Raw genomic sequence first — 17,625 nt, 5'->3', positions numbered from 1 at the left:
GTTTATGATATACTTTATTTTCAACCTTTTGATTACTTTATATAAGATAATCTACTATTATTATGTCAAGAAACTTCTTTTTCTTTGGGGCTACCGGAGATCATGCAAAACTCAAAATCATTCCTGCCTTGTTTCAGTTGTTTGAAGAATGTCATTTCTTAGAAACAAAGTTTTTTGCAATAGGTCGTAGTCAGAAATCAAAAGAAGAACTTGATGATATATTGAAAAATTCAATTAAGAGTTATTTCAAAAAAGTAGATCAAAAGGTATTGCATAACTTTCTCATGACTTTCAAATATCTACAAACAGATTCTTCAAACCAAGCTAACTACAGAGATTTGGGCAATTTGATAGACCCATTGAGTCAAAATATATTTTATCTATCAATTCCCCCACAGAATTACTTGCGAACATTGACCAACTTGGAAGTTCTCAAAGAAAAACTAGTTAATTCATCAATCGTATTGGAAAAACCATTTGGACTTGACAGTCATTCTTGCCAAGTTTTGAATGCGAAACTTTCACAATTATTTGATGAAAATAATATTTATAGAGTGGATCATTATCTTGGTAAGCCCAAATTGAATAAAGTTTTGTTTGACGATGATACAAGACAAGTTTTTAGGGACATTATGAATAGAAAGAATTTGACTCGTATAGAAGTTGAAATTTTGGAGCAATTTGGAGTTGAGAAACGAGCTGAATTTTATGACAAAGTAGGAGCTTTGGTTGATGTAGGACAAAACCATTTACTTGAGGTTTTGGCAATGATTCAAATAACTACGAAAGACTTTGATTTTGAAAACTATGCACGACTTAGAGCCAAAGCTATTTCGGATTTACACTATTCATCTAGCAAAAGAGGTCAGTACAAAGAGTATACTGATATTGAAAATATCGAGAAAAGTTCTCAAACAGAAACTTACTTTGAAGTAACTTTTAGATCAGACAAGTTTCAAAATATAAAGTTTGTGATTCGATCTGGTAAGAGACTAAATGCAACTAAAACGAATATAATATTTAAATTCACAAATAGCGAAAACTTCATTTACAATTTCAAAAATGATAGTGCAGTAAGTAATGAATACCACTTTTTGTTGCAAAAACTATTGGATTGCAATAAAGTAAATTGTAATTTCTTTGTGTCAGTAGAAGAACTTGCATTCCAGTGGAAGCTAATTGATGAAGTGAAAGATATTTGGAATAAGGACAATGTCGAATTAGAAATATATTAAACTTTACTATAAAATAATAACTAATAACAAATCTCTTCAGTTGAAGTTTGAGATAGCGATTTGATACCTATCTCTGGTATAAGAATGCTCGAATCTAGTTTGATAATGTATCGCAAGACTTCAGCTGCCTTCTGTGGGTCAAGAGCTTTGCTCAAATCATTGATCGATTGCGACTTTTGGAAGATTGATGTTTTCATCTGTCCAGGGTAAAACCCAGTTACCCTGATGCCATACTTAGCAAGATCAACTTGCAAACATTTCGTAAAACCGGTCACAGCCCATTTGGAAGAATTGTATAAACTTCGCTTATGTCTATGATACAAGCCTGATTGTGAACCAATATTAATTATGTAGCCAGACTTTTGTATTTTCATAAATGGAACAACCGCATGGGTCATAAACTCAACTCCTTTTATATTTGTATCAACAAGAATACTTATTTCATCATATGTATTTTCATCAATGTCTCCATCAAATAAGATACCTGCATTATTGATAAGTATATCTATCTTAGAATACTTTTCAATAACGAAATTGACAAAGTTTTGGCAATCAATATCAGATCGAACATCACAAACATAGCCATCTATCCCTAGTTGAACCATTGTTTTACTAACTCTATGTATATTCCTGCCACAGATAACGACTTTATAGTTTTCATCTTCAGACATCAATTTAGCTACTAACAAACCAAAACCATCAGTAGCTCCAGTTATCAGAATGATCTTTTTGTCTTCTGTGGCAGTTTTATTCACTTTTTTCAATAAATACTATGGATATATTTCTTCAAACAGTTTCTCTAAATCTTTGACCATATTTAGAACTTTCATATCCGCTTCAAACATTATTGGATTGTCACTACTATGAATGTATAGATCAATCTGTCTAGCCTCTTCTTCGCTAAACTTCAAATTGTATTTCAAACTATTGTCACCATCAGCAGATGATCTATCTATTGTAAGCTCAGTCTCCTTTAATCCATCCATACTATATTCTGCATTATTCTCACTATCTAAGCTAAATTCAAAACTATCATCATAGAAATCCATATCTTCGAAATTCAATGTTTGATCATAGTCATCGTAAGTATTCTCAACTTCGACATTATTTGGTTTGATACTTTTGGTATCAACTGTTACTGTCATAGTTTGTGTATCTACACTTAGATCAGCATAATCATCTATTATCAAACTTTCTTGCATTTTGAATGCGTATGTTTTGTTGAAATATGCAAAATCAGCAGATTTCTTTTCTCCCTTATAAACTCTCATTTTATATACACCACTTTTTTCCAAATTTACAACTGGAGGTAGCGAGTCATTCCATAAAACTCCTGAAACTATAGGTACAAATGAGATCGAATTACTCTTGTCTTCGATTTCTCCATTTTTGTATGTAAATCTATTACCATTTGGATCAGTAATTTCAAATTCATTATTCGTAGAAAAAATGATTTGATGCTCAATTGCTAACTTTTGTTCGTTATCAAAGTTTACTTCGTCAGCTGAAGTTGTAGAATTTGAACTAGTCGATTTTGATGTTGCTGATGAAGTTTCATCTTCCAAATAGTTATGTGAGACCTCGCATTTATCTCCACAGTCTGGTTTATTTTTCATCAAGTCAGTTCTAACTAAGAGTAATGTTTGCGTAAAGTCATCGCCCGAGTATTCCGCCTCTGGATAACCAGGATTTATTGTAGCGTAGTAGCTCCATGTATTTGAACTTGTATTTACATCGACATATCTTTCAATTCCTGGCAAATTGTTGTCATAAATACCTATCTTATACTTGCCTGATCCAGCATCTATAACTCTAGTTGGTGTAACTGCATGACCAGCCTTGTAACCTGGTTGAAATACAAGTAACATATAGCCATCTGCAGGAAATGGTTTTGAAAGTATATTTATAACTTCTGCAGGAGTTGAATTGATTGGCTGTGTATAACTATTTGAAATAAATTGATAGCTTGCCCACTTAGCAATTTCTGACTGCAATTCTTTGTTACTTTGAGACAGGGCATATGCATTTGAACCACCAAATTTCGAAGGTGAGACATATCCACTCTTCATAAAGTTACTCAAAATAGTAAACCCAGCACAATGACCAATTTGCAAATTGTTGTTCACTTCAAGCATCCAAGTTTCTGCTACATTATTTAGTTTGCAATTCTCTCTACTACCATTCAAACATACATTTTTGCCAAACATATCATACATTTGAGCTGGAGTTAAATTTTGCATTCCGCTTTCATTTCCATAGTTTTGGAATGCAAATCCATTTACCTTTGGAAGAAATTGCCCACTGACAAATGGTTCTTGACTAACATTTGAATAGTCCAAAGAAGCATCTGGATCAAAGGTATCATCTCCTACTGCTTTGCTAGAGATAGTTGAGTTCTCTTTGTATAATTTTGTAGAAACAGATGCAACGATTGCAAAAATTATGCAACAAAATACTATTGCAACTGCGCCAACTACAAAAAATACCAATCTTTTGTTTGATTTGGCTGGATTGTTTGTTGTATTCATATTGTTAAGGATAAATTAAATAATTGTTCATAACAAAGTTAATATTAATAACAATTAGTATTTAACATTGCTAGAAATTCACAACACAAAGTTAGTTTATCAAAAAATCCTTGATAAATTCAATAGATTTTATTTGCAAAGATGGACTTTCAAGTTCTATGCCTACAAAGTCAAATCCAAAGTTATCATCGTAGATACTTTTTCCATTACGAGTAAGCCATACAGTTGCTATATGTCTAAGATGCACTATTTTTTTTCGACTGATCATTTCAACAGGCTTGACAATTGAATTGGCTGAAGTTTTCACTTCTATGAATCTATAAGACTCATCCTTCATAGCAATTATGTCAATTTCGCCACCAAGTGCAGTGAAGTTTGTTTGAAGAATTTGGTATTGGAGTTTTTGCAAGTATTCGGCAGCCAGCTTCTCTCCTAAGTAACCAATTTGTTTGCTTATCACGCAGGAATGATAACAAAAAAGAGACTTCAAAATAAGCCTCTTTTTGATGTTTATTTTTGCAGTTTATGATCTTTCCTACCTTTTTTTCTTTTTATCAGATTTTTTTTGTGTCGTTTTCTCTCCTTGCTTTTTTGGAGTTAGAACTCCAGCTTTCGCAAGTATATCGTAAACAGTTTCGGTTGGCTGTGCACCTTTACTCATCCACTCTTTGACCTTGTCTTTATCAAGATTTACAGTTGCAGGATTTGTCATAGGGTAGTAGGTTCCTACTTGGTCAGTATACCAACCTTGTCTTGGTGATCTTGCTTCTGTTACAATTATTCTATAATGTGGGTCTCGTTTTTTTCCGAAACGCATTAGTCGTATTTTTAGCATATGTGTTATAAAAGATAATAACCCTTCAGGAGTAGGGTACTAAATAATATGAGGGATACTTTCTGGTGTACCGATTTTGAATTATAACACAAAACTCAAACTCATCAAATCAAAAAAAGAGCATTATTAAAATGATGATAATCATACTATATATTAAGTGATTATGCATCTAAACTACGAACAAATTATATAATCAAACCATCCACTGCCACTCTTGCTGCCTCAGTTTCTGCAGATTGTTTTGATCTACCCAAACCAACGCCTCTAAGCTCACCATTTACATATACTCCAGCGGTGAATTCTTTGTCATGATCTTTGCCTTTTTCTGAAATAATTGAGTATGTAGGTGTGAATTTCTCTTTTTCTTGAATATAAGATTGATAGTATGTTTTTGGATCTGTGAACAAGTTTTTCGCAACTATATCATCTATCCTAAGAAATAAGTTTTTGCTCAAGAAAGCCTTCACTTTGTCAATACCTAAATCTACAAAAATAGCACCAATCAAAGCTTCAAACATATCTGCTAGTATAGCAACAGATACTTTCTCAACATCTTCTGATCTACCCATTCTCAAAAACTTGTGTAGCTCAAGCTCTTTCGTTACCTCGGCTAGTATCTCAGTTCTAACTAGCGAAGCTCTAAACGAAGTCAATTCTCCTTCTTGTTTGTCAGGAAACTTTTCAAACAAAAATTCTGAAGTAAGTAATTCCAAAACAGCATCACCAAGAAATTCTAGTCTTTCATTTGAATTCGGGTTTTCATTCTTGTGTTCATTCAAGTATGATCTATGTGTAAGTGCATCTAGAAATATTTGATGATTTTTTATTTCAATTCCCAGAATGTGATTGAGTTTTTGCAAAGTGTCTTTCATTTGTAGTTGTGTTTTAGTATACTTTTTATCTGCGAAACTTATATTTTATAAGAATTTTGAGATATGTAATAGTTGGTTAAATCCTCTATCGAAATTCAATCTTGACCGCCAAGGACGAAACTTTGAATAAAGGGACTAGGAAGATTAAATCATACTCACAAATAATTAATGTTACACTGCTCAAAAACTTTTAGCATGCGGAATCATTATCAACTTGTTACCTTAGCTTCTTTTTTGAACATATTGTCGAGTATGGCATTTACAAAGGCTCCGTCTTCAATTCCTCCAAATTCCTTTGCCAACTCAATCGCCTCATTTATGATGACTTTATCTTCAGCTGTTCTTGCGAAATACTTTTCACAAACAGCTATTCGCAATATACAAATGTCTATCAAGGGCAAAGTGTCAATGTTTCGCTCAGTAGAATAAACCTGAATCTTTGAATCAATTGTTGCAAGATTTTTGCTTACACATGAAGATAGTTTCTCATACAGTTCTTTTGCATAATCTTGAAACCCATTTATCTGAAGTAGTGACTGAAAATCTATATCTGATTGGTCAAAAACCTGTATAGATTTATTCTTGACATATCTTTCAAATAACTTTTGCAAAAGAAGAACTCTAGTCTTATGTCTTAGATGAAGAGGTTTTGCCATGTGAAGGACTATTTTACCTTGAATACCTTCTTACCTTTGTAGATACCTGCAGATGACGCTCTGTGAGGCAAAGTCTTTGTTTTGCTTACATTTTCTACAACAAGTTGTGGTAGAGAAATTTTGTCAACTGATCTTCGTTTCAAGGTCCTTGATTTTGATGTTTTTCGTTTTGGTAATGCTCCCATTTTCTTTTATTTAATAATTTAATTTGTCATATAGTTAACTCCACTGATTATAATAAACATTTCTCACTTTTACAAATAAATCTGAAACAAAAACTAAAGTTTCAACAATCGCTTCAATTTGTTCGTTAGATAGTATGTCTCTTCTATTCTGAAAAAATATCCACTAACAAAGTATATCAGCAACCCTACAATCATTGTAATAGAGGTAGATATCAGTAATTCCCATACTGTTTCCGTCGCATAGCTTACTTCGTAAAATTTTGATACCCAGAACATACTGAAAGTCATCAAAACTCCAGTTGAAAACTTATTGACAAGAGTTATCCAAAACTCTTTTTTGCCTAGCACAAAGATTTTTTTGTTGATGAAATAAAGAAATATAAAGAATGCAAAAAAATTCACAAGTGAACTAGCCAAACCTACACCCCCAATAGCAGCAAGTCCAGGATTTCCTTCGCTTGTGACATGCAGAGATTTGCCAAAATTGGACAAATCCCAATTTATACTACTAAATACCAATGTGTCACTGTGTGAGAAGAAGTTTGTAAAGCCTATTGCTAAGAGTATTCCAAAAAACACAATAAAAAGATTGATAAGGAATGGCAGCAAAGTTCTTTTCGTGGCAAAAAAAAGTTGAGAAAACAAAGTGTTTGCAATTACAAATATCAAGCCAACGGCATAAAACATGATTATCCAGGCTATAGACAAAGTATCAATCCATGGCAATGGATTACTTGGATACATTCCGTAAGTCATACGAACCAACGGAACTCGGAGAACTATCAAAATCGCTGCAACAGGTATAGATAGATACATCACTTGGCTAAACAAGGTTAGAAAAACTTCTTTTACTTTTTGCATATGTCCATTGGCAAATTCTCTAGACATCTTTGATAATGCTACTATGGAGAATGTATAAACTATCATCGAAAAGGGAATATTTACAAGTGAACTAGCTCCTCTTAGTTGGTTTACTGCATTTACAGATATATTTTGGACTATTAACTTCTCCGCAGAAAAAAGTACCTGATTTGATGCAACTCCAAGCATTCTAGGTATACCCAATTTTGCCATACTAAGAGTCTCAGAAGTAAGTCCTATAAAACTTTTGAACTTAGTTTTGAAATGACTAATTTTTTCAAATGATTCATTATGTATTTTTTGAAGAAGTTTTTCTTCTTTGATTTGAGGGAGCTGAATAGTTAAATGTAACAACGATGCAATCAAAGAACCCAAAAACAGAGCAATCAAATTATTGAAGTTATTCAAAAAAAGAACTATTCCAATCAAAATACCTAGGTTATATATCAAACCTGTAAGTTGTGGGACAATGAATTTGTATAGTGTTTGTAAGCCTGCCATAAAATAGGCCGATATACCTAGTATAATTTGAGGGATCAAAAGCAACCTTGTATATAAAATTACTTTGGAAATATCATCAGTCGAAAAGGTTCTTTCTCCTAACAATGCAGGCAAAAATAGAGGAATGAATATAATAATAATCACAGCTAATACAACATAAATGAAAGAGAGAAACCTTAAACCATCTTGAAACACTTTTGTAAACTCAGTATCTCCTTTTCTAGCTCTCACAGAATTTAGAGTAGGGATCACCGCAGCTGTGATTGACCCCAGAAAGATAACAGAACTTAGAAATTCTGGAATAATAGAAGCAATATTGTAAATTGCAAAATCCGTCGAACTTGTACCAAGCTTATTTATCAAAAGTACCTGGTTTACCAAACCTATGAGCTTAGTGCTGATACTTATTATCATCATAGAAATTGACAACATCAAAGTGCTTTCAGTATCTATTTTATGAAAGAATTTTTTTGTTTGATTTGCAATCATCAAAAACATTTTGGGATTGTTTAATTAGCTACATCAAATGCTATTACCAACATAGTTTTTTGTATCAATTATTCTAAAAGACCTTAAAAAGATTACGTGATTATTTCTGAAATATATACAAATGGAAAATAATCAACTGTATTTGTCATCAACAAAATTTGTGATTCATAAATATCTTTGGATATTGTAGTAACGAACCTAATATAAAACATTATCTCAATTTAAATATACATACTAGATCTTGGATATGATGTTATTTCTGACTTATTTTTTATCGAATAACTTATTTCCAGGAAATGGTTTGTTTTCCAAAATTAGCTCCACGGAGAATCGAACTCCGATTTCTGCCTTGAGAAGGCGGCGTCCTAACCGTTAGACGATGAAGCCTCACCCTACTCGAGTAGGGATTTACAAAACATTCACATTTTGATTGGTTTCGACTTGTTGTGTTTCACCTTGTATATCAATTTTTATACCTGTAAGTCTTGCAGCAAGCCGTGCATTTTGTCCTTCCTTCCCAATTGCTAAGGATAATTGTTCGTCTGGCACGATAACTTTCGCTGTATTTGGTTCAATTGCAAAATCAGTCAACTGGACATCATTTGGCTTACTAATCAAAAATCCTTCATATTCATATAGTTCAAATGAATTATCAATTTTTTGCGTAGAATCTGTGTTATCAGATATTTGAATCCCTTCTGCTTCAGCTTTTTCTGCTTGGTCTACGACTTCTTCTTCGATAGGAGTTTCTTCATCATTGTTTGTATTGGTAACATAGGTAGTCTTATCAATCTTTTTCGCCGCTTTCAAAAGTTCCTCCCAGGTAACTCCATTCTCAAAATATTTAACTTTGATTGTTTGGGCTGGAGAAAGCGAGTTTGCTACGAAAAGATCATCATTTGGATCCCACAGTATGATATCTACCTTCTCTTCAAATTTACCAAATCTGAGCTCATTTGTTATGTTGTTTATTCTTACACCTCTTTGACCTACACAAGAGCCAATTGCATCAATACCGGCCTCGTTTGACCAAACTGCGACTTTTGATCTTGAGCCTGCTTCTCTGGCTACAGCTTTGATCTCTACAGTATCAGATTCAATTTCCGGAACTTCCAACTTGAACAACCCCTCCAAAAATAAGCTATCTCCTCTGCTTACTATAAGCCTTCTATTTTCGTTTTCACCTTCTATTGATTTGATTACAACTTTTATTTTATTTCCTGATTTGTAAATTTCACCTGGAATCTTGTCTTCTGACCTCATAGTAGCTAGAGCCTTGCGAATTTCTACGATGATTCTTTCAATCTCATTGGTTTCTTTATTGAATTCAACTCTTTGAATAACACCCGTTTCAATACTTCCTATACTACCTTCAAAGGTTTTCAGTATAGTGTCCTTTTCAATATCACGAACTTTTTGATAAAGTATTGATCTAGCAGATTGAGCAGCAATTCTACCAAAATCTCCTTCCTTACTAACATCAACATCAATAATTTCACCAACTTTCGAACTTGGCCTGATCAGTATAGCTTGGATCAAAGGTATCTGATGTGCATCATCATTTGTAATGTCAACAACTTCCTTTTTTGCAATAACTTTGATTTTGTCTTCTTTACTATCAAAGTATGCTTCAATATTATCTGTATAACCGAGCATATCTTGATAATTTGATACTATTGCATATAGTAAAGAGTTCATAACCTCATCAGGATTTATACCTCTTTCCGCAGCAATTTGATTTATTGATAATATAAGGTCAGATTGAATTGCCATAGTTTATATAGTTAAATTTTAAGTTTGTTAATTTATAAAATAATATATATAAAAAAAGCGAGATATCTCTACCTCGCAAAATCAAAATAATTATCTGTGACAATTGTAACATAGATCTTAAGATAATCAATATGAATTTTTCAATTATCTTTAATTAGTTTACAATTGCTCGCTCTCTTATTCCCTTTACTACATCTTCATCAATAATATTCCCAATAAAATTTTCTTTATTTAGTTCAAAACTTTCAGAAAAATTTACCCGTAGAATCAATATACTTCCCGTCCAAACATCCGCTTCTTTTGATAGCCTCACCAACTTCACCATATTGAATGTCGTATAATGTTGAATTTTATCTAATAGAACAAATACATCTTCAACATTACCCTTTACTTTTAATTCTATAGGTACATTTCTCATTAAATCGTTGTTAAATTCAACATTCAGATCTTCAAGAAAATCTTTGGAAGCCTTTGTAATAGATTCTCCAGCTCGAAAATCTTCCAACTGTAGGTGATAAGATGATACCAGTGAGTCAAATTCTTCTTTGACGACCGAAACTGTTCCAGAATTAGTAGGTATCCATCGATTCAAAAGATTTAGTGCATATGTTATATCTCCAACTTGGTTACTTTGAATACTCCTTATGTCTTTCCTATACTCAACTACTTGATTTTCATATAGTTTTTTTGAGGATTGCTCAGTTCTGATTGCGTTATAGGTAGGGATAACTTGAAAAACTAACATACTTGGCCATAACATTAGAAAAAGCAATGGTAGACTGTAGAATAAAGTCCTGCTAAAATAAGATTTTTGAACAATTTTTTTGTTCTGAAATTCCTCAATATTTGTTATTTTGCTAGATTTTCGATTTAACACTAAATTTGATTGAAGTTACAACTCTTCCACTCTCTGAATTATAATTTGATCTTTGATATTCAAAAGAACCAAATAATTTTTTCAACTCTTCAGAAACTTTGATACTATTTATAAACATTGCAGCTGAGTCGTAATCGTCAGTAATGAAAGAATATGTAAAATTATTTCCATCATAAAAGATACTTTGAAATTCATAGTTATCTCTCAAGCTATCAAATACCGCTTTCATTTTGTCATAGACATCCGCTTGCAAATTGTCTGTCAATATATTTTTCTTAAGCAGATTCGTCTTCCCAGCCAACTCGACATAGCCCTCTTGTTCTAGAGTTAAAAGATTAAGTTCGTTTTTAAAATATCTAGCTTCGTCTTGTGCCTTTTTGGATTCATTCAAAACTTTCCAATAAAATAATATAAATCCTACAGCAATGAGACAAGTCAACATAAATAAAAATATATTTACGACCACCAAAGTATCCTTATTCAAAATTCGTCTTCGACCTTTTTTCAATTGAGAAGAACTTTTGATATCGCCAAGGTTGATATTTCTTTTTTTTATCAAATTTATTCCCATTCGTACATTAATTATCAACTTTCAAACCCAGTCCTACCGAAACATTAAAACCAATACCAGAATAGCTCTTTATTCTATCTTTTAGGTTAGAACTTAAAGACAGACCTTTGAAAGAGTTGAGTAAAAATGATGGGATATTTAGTGAAGTATTTGAAGCATCAATAAGACCAGGCATTCTACTTCCATCTCCAACATAAAAAATCCTAGTAGGCACAGCCTCTGGCAGGCGAGCTTTGAAAAAATTTATTGTTTTATTTATTTCAACAAACATAAGATTTACGGCAGGTTCTATCACGTCTGCAATTTTCCCATTCACAACTTCTTTATTCATGCCATAAGTCCTCTTTATCTCTTCTGCTTTAATATAATCAATACCAAAGGAATTTTCTATAGTTCTAGTTATTGCATCAGATCCTATCCCTACAGTTTGCGATGAAAGCAAAATACCATCACGGGCAACAGAAATTTCCGTGCCATTGGACCCAACATCTACTATAACAACAACTTCACCTTGTTGAGAAAAATTCTTTATGGTACGTGCAGTGGCGATAGATTCAGTCTCAAGTGCCAAGATTTCTAAATCTGCATACTTACAAATCTTTATAAATCTATTTACATTTGATTTTGAAGTTGCAACCCAAAAAATATCAAGTTTCTTTTCGTTATTTACATCCCTTTCTCCAATAATCATCTTATCTATCTGCATTTCTTCCAATGGATAAGATATATATTTCTTTGCTTCGTAGATAATCGCTTCATTCAAAGCATCTTCCTCTAGCTTTGGGAATCCTATTTCCAATCTGGAAGTTACTGATATCTCAGGCAAAGCTGCAACAACTTTTCTTGTGTTGACTTTGCTTTCATGAAATAATTCCTCGATTTTACTCGCAAGCAGTTTCTGTTGATTCTCATCATCAGATCCCATAGTGCCATTCGGAGTATCAGTTTCGCCAAGAGCTATAAGAACTGGCTTTCCCTTTCTCCATTCTATTTGCGATATTTTGATTTTGTAATTGCCTATATCTAGACCTACGAAATTTGTCATTATGTATTCCAACCAGGCACATCCTCTGGAATGTGTGAATCAAAGCATGAGTACATTGATTCTTGGCCTGTAATTTCTTTAATTAATTGCTCCTTGCTGTTTATATATATTGTTCTTGATTTTGCCAATGCATTAGTTGATAAATCTTCATCCCTGCTTGACAACCTAAGACACATCTTATATACAAGATTATTTTGTACAATAAACCTAGATTGATAACCGATAAATGTAATGCAATTTTGACATTCATAACTGCCCGTGAAATTATCGGAGAAAACTTCAATTTTAACTGATTTCAAATCTAATTTTGCAAATTCATTTATCAAATTGAACTGCCTTCCATTTATATCGAAAATTGGTATTGAATTTGAATCCAAAGATGCATAAGGAAGAACTTTTGTTTCATAGTCCTGTTCGTTAATGTCTCCAATAAATCCGAAAGTATAAACAAACGGAGGCTTCCAAATGTTATCGAGATTAGTAGAGTCTGGAATATAATTTGAATTTGCATAACTCTGTAATGATTGGAGATTATTAATTAAATCATTTGTCGCACTTTCCAATATAGTATTTTTGTAAAATTTACCAAGTGCATACAATGACACAAGAATAATTACAGAAATCATAGTCATTACTACAATTATTTCGACCAAAGTGAACGCCTGACGATTCCTCATCTTAGAAGCAAGTAGATATTTATCTTTATGAAGTTTAGTGTGTTTGAACATTTAGGCAGTGATCGATAATCTTAAAAGTAATTTTAAGTATTCTGACTTTTAATTGCAAGCACTTTTATCACCTTGATACTTGAGAATCAAATTTGATTGTGCCATAATTCTGAAATATTTACTAAACTATATAAACTTGTTGGCTTGTCTTTTAATGTTGTATATAATATAGATAATTACAGATTATTAAATATCTTTATTTTTGTTAAGCTTTATTATAATTAGTTTAGACTTTTTACCTAGAATACTTTGTATGTTAGATAATTTACTTACTTCAAAAACTAGGATTGAAATACTGAAATTATTTTTACTAGATAACGATGTCGAACTTCACTTACGAGAAATAGCTAGAAGAATTGAAGCTGAACCAAATGCTGTCAAAAGAGAACTCGAAAACTTGCAATCTGTCGGAGTACTAAAGTCTAAAAAAGATCTTCAAAGAAATTTATTTTCTTTAGGTAATTTCCCACAATGTAAGTCTTTGAGAAACCTTTTTTGGATTGATTACATGATATGTGGTGATGTTATTTCAGAAAATGCACTCAAAAATCTTCAAAAGTTGATTATAACGAAAAATTACTTATATAATGCAAAACAACTAAATAAAAATTCAGAAAATGAAATTGACATAGCATTCGTTGGAGAGATAGAAATAAATATACTCGAAGAGTTTATGCAAAAAATGGAAAGAAAGTATGAAAGAATACTAAATTATACAGTCATGAGTATGGAAGAATGGAATATGAAGCTGATGCGAAGAGAATTGCAACTCATGGGTTGGCTTTTGAATGATCACATCGAATTGGATATAAATTAAAAAGTGCTTAGTATTGACATCGTCATGTATTAAGATTGACAAAGTCATAGCTTACCTTACACCTCTAAACAAAACTTCAAAAAGATGGAATGTCTGGCTAAGACAGGCAGAATTTGATATCGCTGCATCTAGAATTAGTTTCAACAATCATTTTTTTGAATGGTCATGTTACCAATCAGAACAAGCAGTAGAAAAGGCATTGAAATCAGTTTTGGTTTTTTCAGGTTATAGACCACCAAAGGTTCATAAAATTGCATTACTTGTAGCTATGTGCAATTCAGCAAACAGCAACTTCAAACACATTCAATTTAGATTTAAGACAATTGAAAGTTTGACTTTTATATCCAGGTATCCTTTTCTAGTTCCAGGAGAACAAGGAACCCCACATGAATATATCTCTGAGAGAGATGCTGCAGAATCACTTGAAGAAGCGATAGATATTTTGGACAAGATTCGAACATTATTATATGTGAAATGATAACTGACAATCATATAAACAACACAGATCTAAACCTGATCGTTGAAAAAATAATTCAACTTATCACCTCTTGTTTCGATACAAAAAAAATATATTTATTTGGAAAATATGCCAGACTGAAGAGGTTTCCGCAAAATGGGCCATCAGAGATCGACATTATAGTTATAGCTACTACTGATTTGAAGTTTAGAGATAGAATTAAATTGGTTCGGGATTATGATAAATCATATCCACCATTAAATCCATTGATATACACTGAAGAAGAATTTTTGGATTTACTTGCAAACGGTGAGGGATTTCTTGAAGATGCACTTGAAGAATCTATATTAATTTGGGAAAATAATAACAAATAATTTATTACTATAAAAACAAAAACACCATGAGTGGCTATAATTACAAAACTAAATTCACTTATCTACTTACTTTTTTGATATTGACAGGATCTATTTTATTAAACATTAAGCCAAACAAGTTGATAGAAGTAGTTCAAGCTACAGAAACAATATTACCTCAAGGACTAAATGTGAATGCATTGTATACATTTCAAGCTTATAATGCTCGTGGAGCTGGCACAAATCAAAATTTTGGGATCTATGCAATGAAGTATTATAGAGATGAATTGTACATAGGGATAAGTGGCTGTGCACCGAGTGAATGCTCAGCTGGCTTACTTGCTCAGTACGATGGTAGCACAACATTAGTGCCCATAGTTGAAGATAATAGTGGCGTCACACATAATGTGTATGATGATGATGGGATTCATGATATAGATGTATACAATGACAAGATGTACATAGTTGGTACTGACCCAGGTAACGGTGATGGTTGGGAGCTAGGCAATGTGTATACATTCACTCCTAAAGAAGGAATAATCAAATTTAGAACTTTGCCAAATGTAGTTCATTCATTAGGTCAAACCCACGTGGGAAATGATTGGTATATAGCAAACGGGAATATCGATGATGCACAAGTCAATGTATTTAGTAACATACTAGTTAGTTCTGATGGTGGTAATTCATGGACATCATTTGGCCAACCTAGCGACTATAGGACATATGATATTGCTGACTTAGATGGTACTAAATATGCTTTAGTTAGGAATCTTGCAAATTCTTATACTGATTATAAATTGATGCGCAATGTAGCAAATACTCCAAATGATTGGCAATCAATAAACTTTGGCCAATTCATCCCATATTCACGACCTCATCCATTTGCCCGCCTGACAAGATTGGAAGATAAGATAATAGGAATTACAAGTTCAAACGGCATATTCTCGATAAAGAACTCTAGTGCAAATGCAACCCTCCATACACTTCCTGGAGGAAGACTACCAGTGCAACAATACAATCCTATAGCTGTAGATAACGATGGTTATGTATATATAATTACTACAAATAAAGAAGTAATTCGAACAAAGAATCTATACACATGGGAACTTGTAGCCAATATTCCTGCAACAGGATCTCTTGCTGCTCTTACATACAATGACAATACAAATGTGCTTGCAGTATCTAGTATAGGTACTGATGCAAATGTATGGTTACTGAACTTGAATGAGATACAAAGTTTGCCAGTAATAGGTACAGATCCATATCTAACAAAGATCTCTGGAATCAGTTACCTTGACCAAGACAAGGATGGTCAGTATGATAGTGGAGAAACAAAACTAGAGAATGTAGCTATGAATTTGAAATCATTATCAGGAGAGCTTCTAGAGACTACACAGACTGATATCAATGGGTACTATGAATTTGTATATATGCCTGTAACTAACGATCTTAATAATTACTATGTAGAACAAGTACAACCTGATGGATTGGTTTCTATACAGATACCTACAAACAGATTTGATTTCAGTATCAATGCATACAATACATCCATTCCTAATGTTAACTTCGGAGAGTCTATACCAGCGAATATAAGTGGAAGAGTTTACAGAGAGGACAGAAATCCACTTGAAGGAATATCAGATGTCGAAGTACTTTTGATGGATGGTGAAAATCAACTCGCTACTTCTAGTACAGACAAAAATGGATACTATAACTTTGATTCAATAGTACCCGATCAGTATACGATATTAGAAAGACAACCTAGTACATATTTTGATGGTAGTATCAATTCTACAAATTCAATCACAGTCGATCATCAAAGCACGGATACAGCAAATCAAAATTTCAGCGAACGCAAAGGATCTATATATGGGAGAGTATATCTTGACTTAAATAAAAACAATCAACTTGACTTAAATGAATCTGGCATTGCCAATGTTAATCTAAATCTTTATAATCAAAAAGATTTAATTCAAGAATATTTAACTGATGAAAATGGATCTTTTGAATTTAGTGAATTATCACCAAGTACATATTTACTAGAAGAAATACAACCAACTGGCTTCATATCTACACAAAATGGAAATGGCATTGAGGTAGAATTATACACAGATAGTGATCAATATATCCCATTTGGAGAAAGTAATGTCCTTCCATCTTTATCTGGCTATGTATATATAGACAAAAATAATAATGGGCAGAAGGACAACAATGAAGTTGGAATACCTAAAGTTGAAATTGTTTTGGAAGGCACTTATAGAGTGGGTATCAGCGGTCCGACTATATACTACACAGAAAAAGCCTATACAGACAAAAATGGATTTTACATTTTCTATAATGTAAGAAAAGGTCAGTATAGTTTGCGAGAAATACAACCAGGATACATTGACGGCAAAGATACAATAGGAAGTTTGGGAGGTATTACAGTCAATGACCAGCATTATGATATACAAGTTACTGCATACAATGGAGAGAATTACCTTTTTGGAGAAATCAACAACAAAATATCCGGAATTGTTTATAATCAAAACACGAATGAACCTATCAGAGATGTTTTATTAGAACTACGAACAGAATCGGGTGAAGTGCTTGGAATCACGACTACGAATGAATCTGGTTATTATGAATTTGATGAAATGCCTGCAGGTAACTATTTAGTTGTTCAAACTCAACCAAAAGGATACTACAACGGTGATATCAATCCTACCAACAAAGTTAGTATTAATTACGAACTTTATGATGTAGAGGTAAACTTCTCTGAAGTAAAGGGATTAGCTGATACGGGGCGGAGTATCAATTGGTTTAAACTACTAGAAGGATATTAGTATTATTTTCAAAATAG

At 32.6% G+C, this 17,625-nt stretch carries 18 protein-coding genes and 1 tRNA gene; 5 read left to right on the top strand and 14 right to left on the bottom strand.

Annotation, left to right across the window (positions count from 1 at the left end; translation table 11 throughout):
• Positions 1-62 precede the first annotated feature (62 nt).
• Positions 63-1,235 carry a hypothetical protein gene (locus IPJ91_00935; GenBank protein ID QQR93706.1) on the top strand — a complete coding sequence of 391 codons (1,173 nt, stop codon included), beginning with the start codon at positions 63-65 and terminating at the stop codon, positions 1,233-1,235.
• Between the two features lie 20 nt (positions 1,236-1,255).
• Here the strand turns inward: IPJ91_00935 and IPJ91_00930 are convergent, their stop codons facing one another.
• The 14 genes from IPJ91_00930 to IPJ91_00865 form a co-directional block, all read right to left on the bottom strand.
• Positions 1,256-1,990 (bottom strand): SDR family oxidoreductase, encoded by a 735-nt coding sequence (locus tag IPJ91_00930; GenBank protein QQR93705.1) that lies wholly within the window; start codon positions 1,988-1,990, stop codon positions 1,256-1,258.
• Positions 1,991-2,005: 15 nt separating this feature from the next.
• Positions 2,006-3,763: a hypothetical protein gene (locus IPJ91_00925; protein ID QQR93704.1), complete on the bottom strand. Its 1,758-nt coding sequence runs from the start codon at positions 3,761-3,763 to the stop codon at positions 2,006-2,008.
• A 91-nt stretch (positions 3,764-3,854) separates the two neighbouring features.
• Positions 3,855-4,223, bottom strand: a complete 369-nt coding sequence (locus IPJ91_00920) for a YraN family protein (protein ID QQR93703.1) — start codon at positions 4,221-4,223, stop codon at positions 3,855-3,857.
• A 75-nt stretch (positions 4,224-4,298) separates the two neighbouring features.
• Complete coding sequence (gene rpsP / locus IPJ91_00915; protein ID QQR93702.1) at positions 4,299-4,598, bottom strand: 30S ribosomal protein S16; 300 nt, start codon at positions 4,596-4,598, stop codon at positions 4,299-4,301.
• Positions 4,599-4,783: 185 nt separating this feature from the next.
• Positions 4,784-5,470: a ribonuclease III gene (gene rnc / locus IPJ91_00910; GenBank protein QQR93701.1), complete on the bottom strand. Its 687-nt coding sequence runs from the start codon at positions 5,468-5,470 to the stop codon at positions 4,784-4,786.
• A gap of 209 nt (positions 5,471-5,679) precedes the next feature.
• Positions 5,680-6,126 carry a transcription antitermination factor NusB gene (nusB, locus tag IPJ91_00905; protein ID QQR93700.1) on the bottom strand — a complete coding sequence of 149 codons (447 nt, stop codon included), beginning with the start codon at positions 6,124-6,126 and terminating at the stop codon, positions 5,680-5,682.
• Positions 6,127-6,134: 8 nt separating this feature from the next.
• Positions 6,135-6,311, bottom strand: a complete 177-nt coding sequence (gene rpmF / locus IPJ91_00900) for a 50S ribosomal protein L32 (protein ID QQR93699.1) — start codon at positions 6,309-6,311, stop codon at positions 6,135-6,137.
• Between the two features lie 93 nt (positions 6,312-6,404).
• Positions 6,405-8,171, bottom strand: coding sequence for a hypothetical protein (locus IPJ91_00895; GenBank protein ID QQR93698.1), 1,767 nt, complete (start codon positions 8,169-8,171; stop codon positions 6,405-6,407).
• A 306-nt stretch (positions 8,172-8,477) separates the two neighbouring features.
• A tRNA-Glu gene (locus IPJ91_00890) sits at positions 8,478-8,549 on the bottom strand.
• Positions 8,550-8,570: 21 nt separating this feature from the next.
• Entirely contained in the window at positions 8,571-9,935 is a 1,365-nt protein-coding gene (locus IPJ91_00885; protein QQR93697.1) for a transcription termination/antitermination protein NusA, read from the bottom strand.
• A gap of 154 nt (positions 9,936-10,089) precedes the next feature.
• A complete protein-coding gene (locus IPJ91_00880) occupies positions 10,090-10,680 on the bottom strand; it encodes a hypothetical protein (protein QQR93696.1) in 591 nt (196 codons plus the stop codon).
• Positions 10,681-10,792: 112 nt separating this feature from the next.
• Positions 10,793-11,383, bottom strand: coding sequence for a hypothetical protein (locus tag IPJ91_00875; GenBank protein ID QQR93695.1), 591 nt, complete (start codon positions 11,381-11,383; stop codon positions 10,793-10,795).
• Between the two features lie 7 nt (positions 11,384-11,390).
• On the bottom strand, positions 11,391-12,428 hold the full coding sequence (pilM, locus tag IPJ91_00870) for a type IV pilus assembly protein PilM (protein ID QQR93694.1): 1,038 nt from the start codon (positions 12,426-12,428) through the stop codon (positions 11,391-11,393).
• Positions 12,428-13,156, bottom strand: a complete 729-nt coding sequence (locus IPJ91_00865) for a type II secretion system protein (GenBank protein ID QQR93693.1) — start codon at positions 13,154-13,156, stop codon at positions 12,428-12,430. The genes pilM and IPJ91_00865 overlap by 1 nt, the downstream gene beginning before the upstream one ends.
• 253 nt (positions 13,157-13,409) lie before the next feature.
• Here IPJ91_00865 and IPJ91_00860 point away from each other — a divergent pair, with 253 nt between their 5' ends.
• Genes IPJ91_00860 through IPJ91_00845 form a run of 4 tightly spaced genes read left to right on the top strand, consistent with a single transcriptional unit; the run spans position 13,410 to position 17,608 of the window.
• On the top strand, positions 13,410-13,973 hold the full coding sequence (locus tag IPJ91_00860; GenBank protein ID QQR93692.1) for a winged helix-turn-helix transcriptional regulator: 564 nt from the start codon (positions 13,410-13,412) through the stop codon (positions 13,971-13,973).
• 13 nt (positions 13,974-13,986) lie between these two features.
• A complete protein-coding gene (locus tag IPJ91_00855) occupies positions 13,987-14,451 on the top strand; it encodes a HEPN domain-containing protein (protein QQR93691.1) in 465 nt (154 codons plus the stop codon).
• Positions 14,448-14,804: a hypothetical protein gene (locus IPJ91_00850; GenBank protein ID QQR93690.1), complete on the top strand. Its 357-nt coding sequence runs from the start codon at positions 14,448-14,450 to the stop codon at positions 14,802-14,804. Before IPJ91_00855 ends, IPJ91_00850 begins: the two co-directional genes overlap by 4 nt.
• Before the next feature lie 26 nt (positions 14,805-14,830).
• Positions 14,831-17,608, top strand: a complete 2,778-nt coding sequence (locus tag IPJ91_00845) for a hypothetical protein (protein QQR93689.1) — start codon at positions 14,831-14,833, stop codon at positions 17,606-17,608.
• Positions 17,609-17,625: the final 17 nt, after the last annotated feature.

This window comes from bacterium, from assembly GCA_016699595.1.
GTDB lineage: Bacteria > Patescibacteriota > Dojkabacteria.
This window is presented reverse-complemented; position numbering and strand designations above follow the sequence as displayed.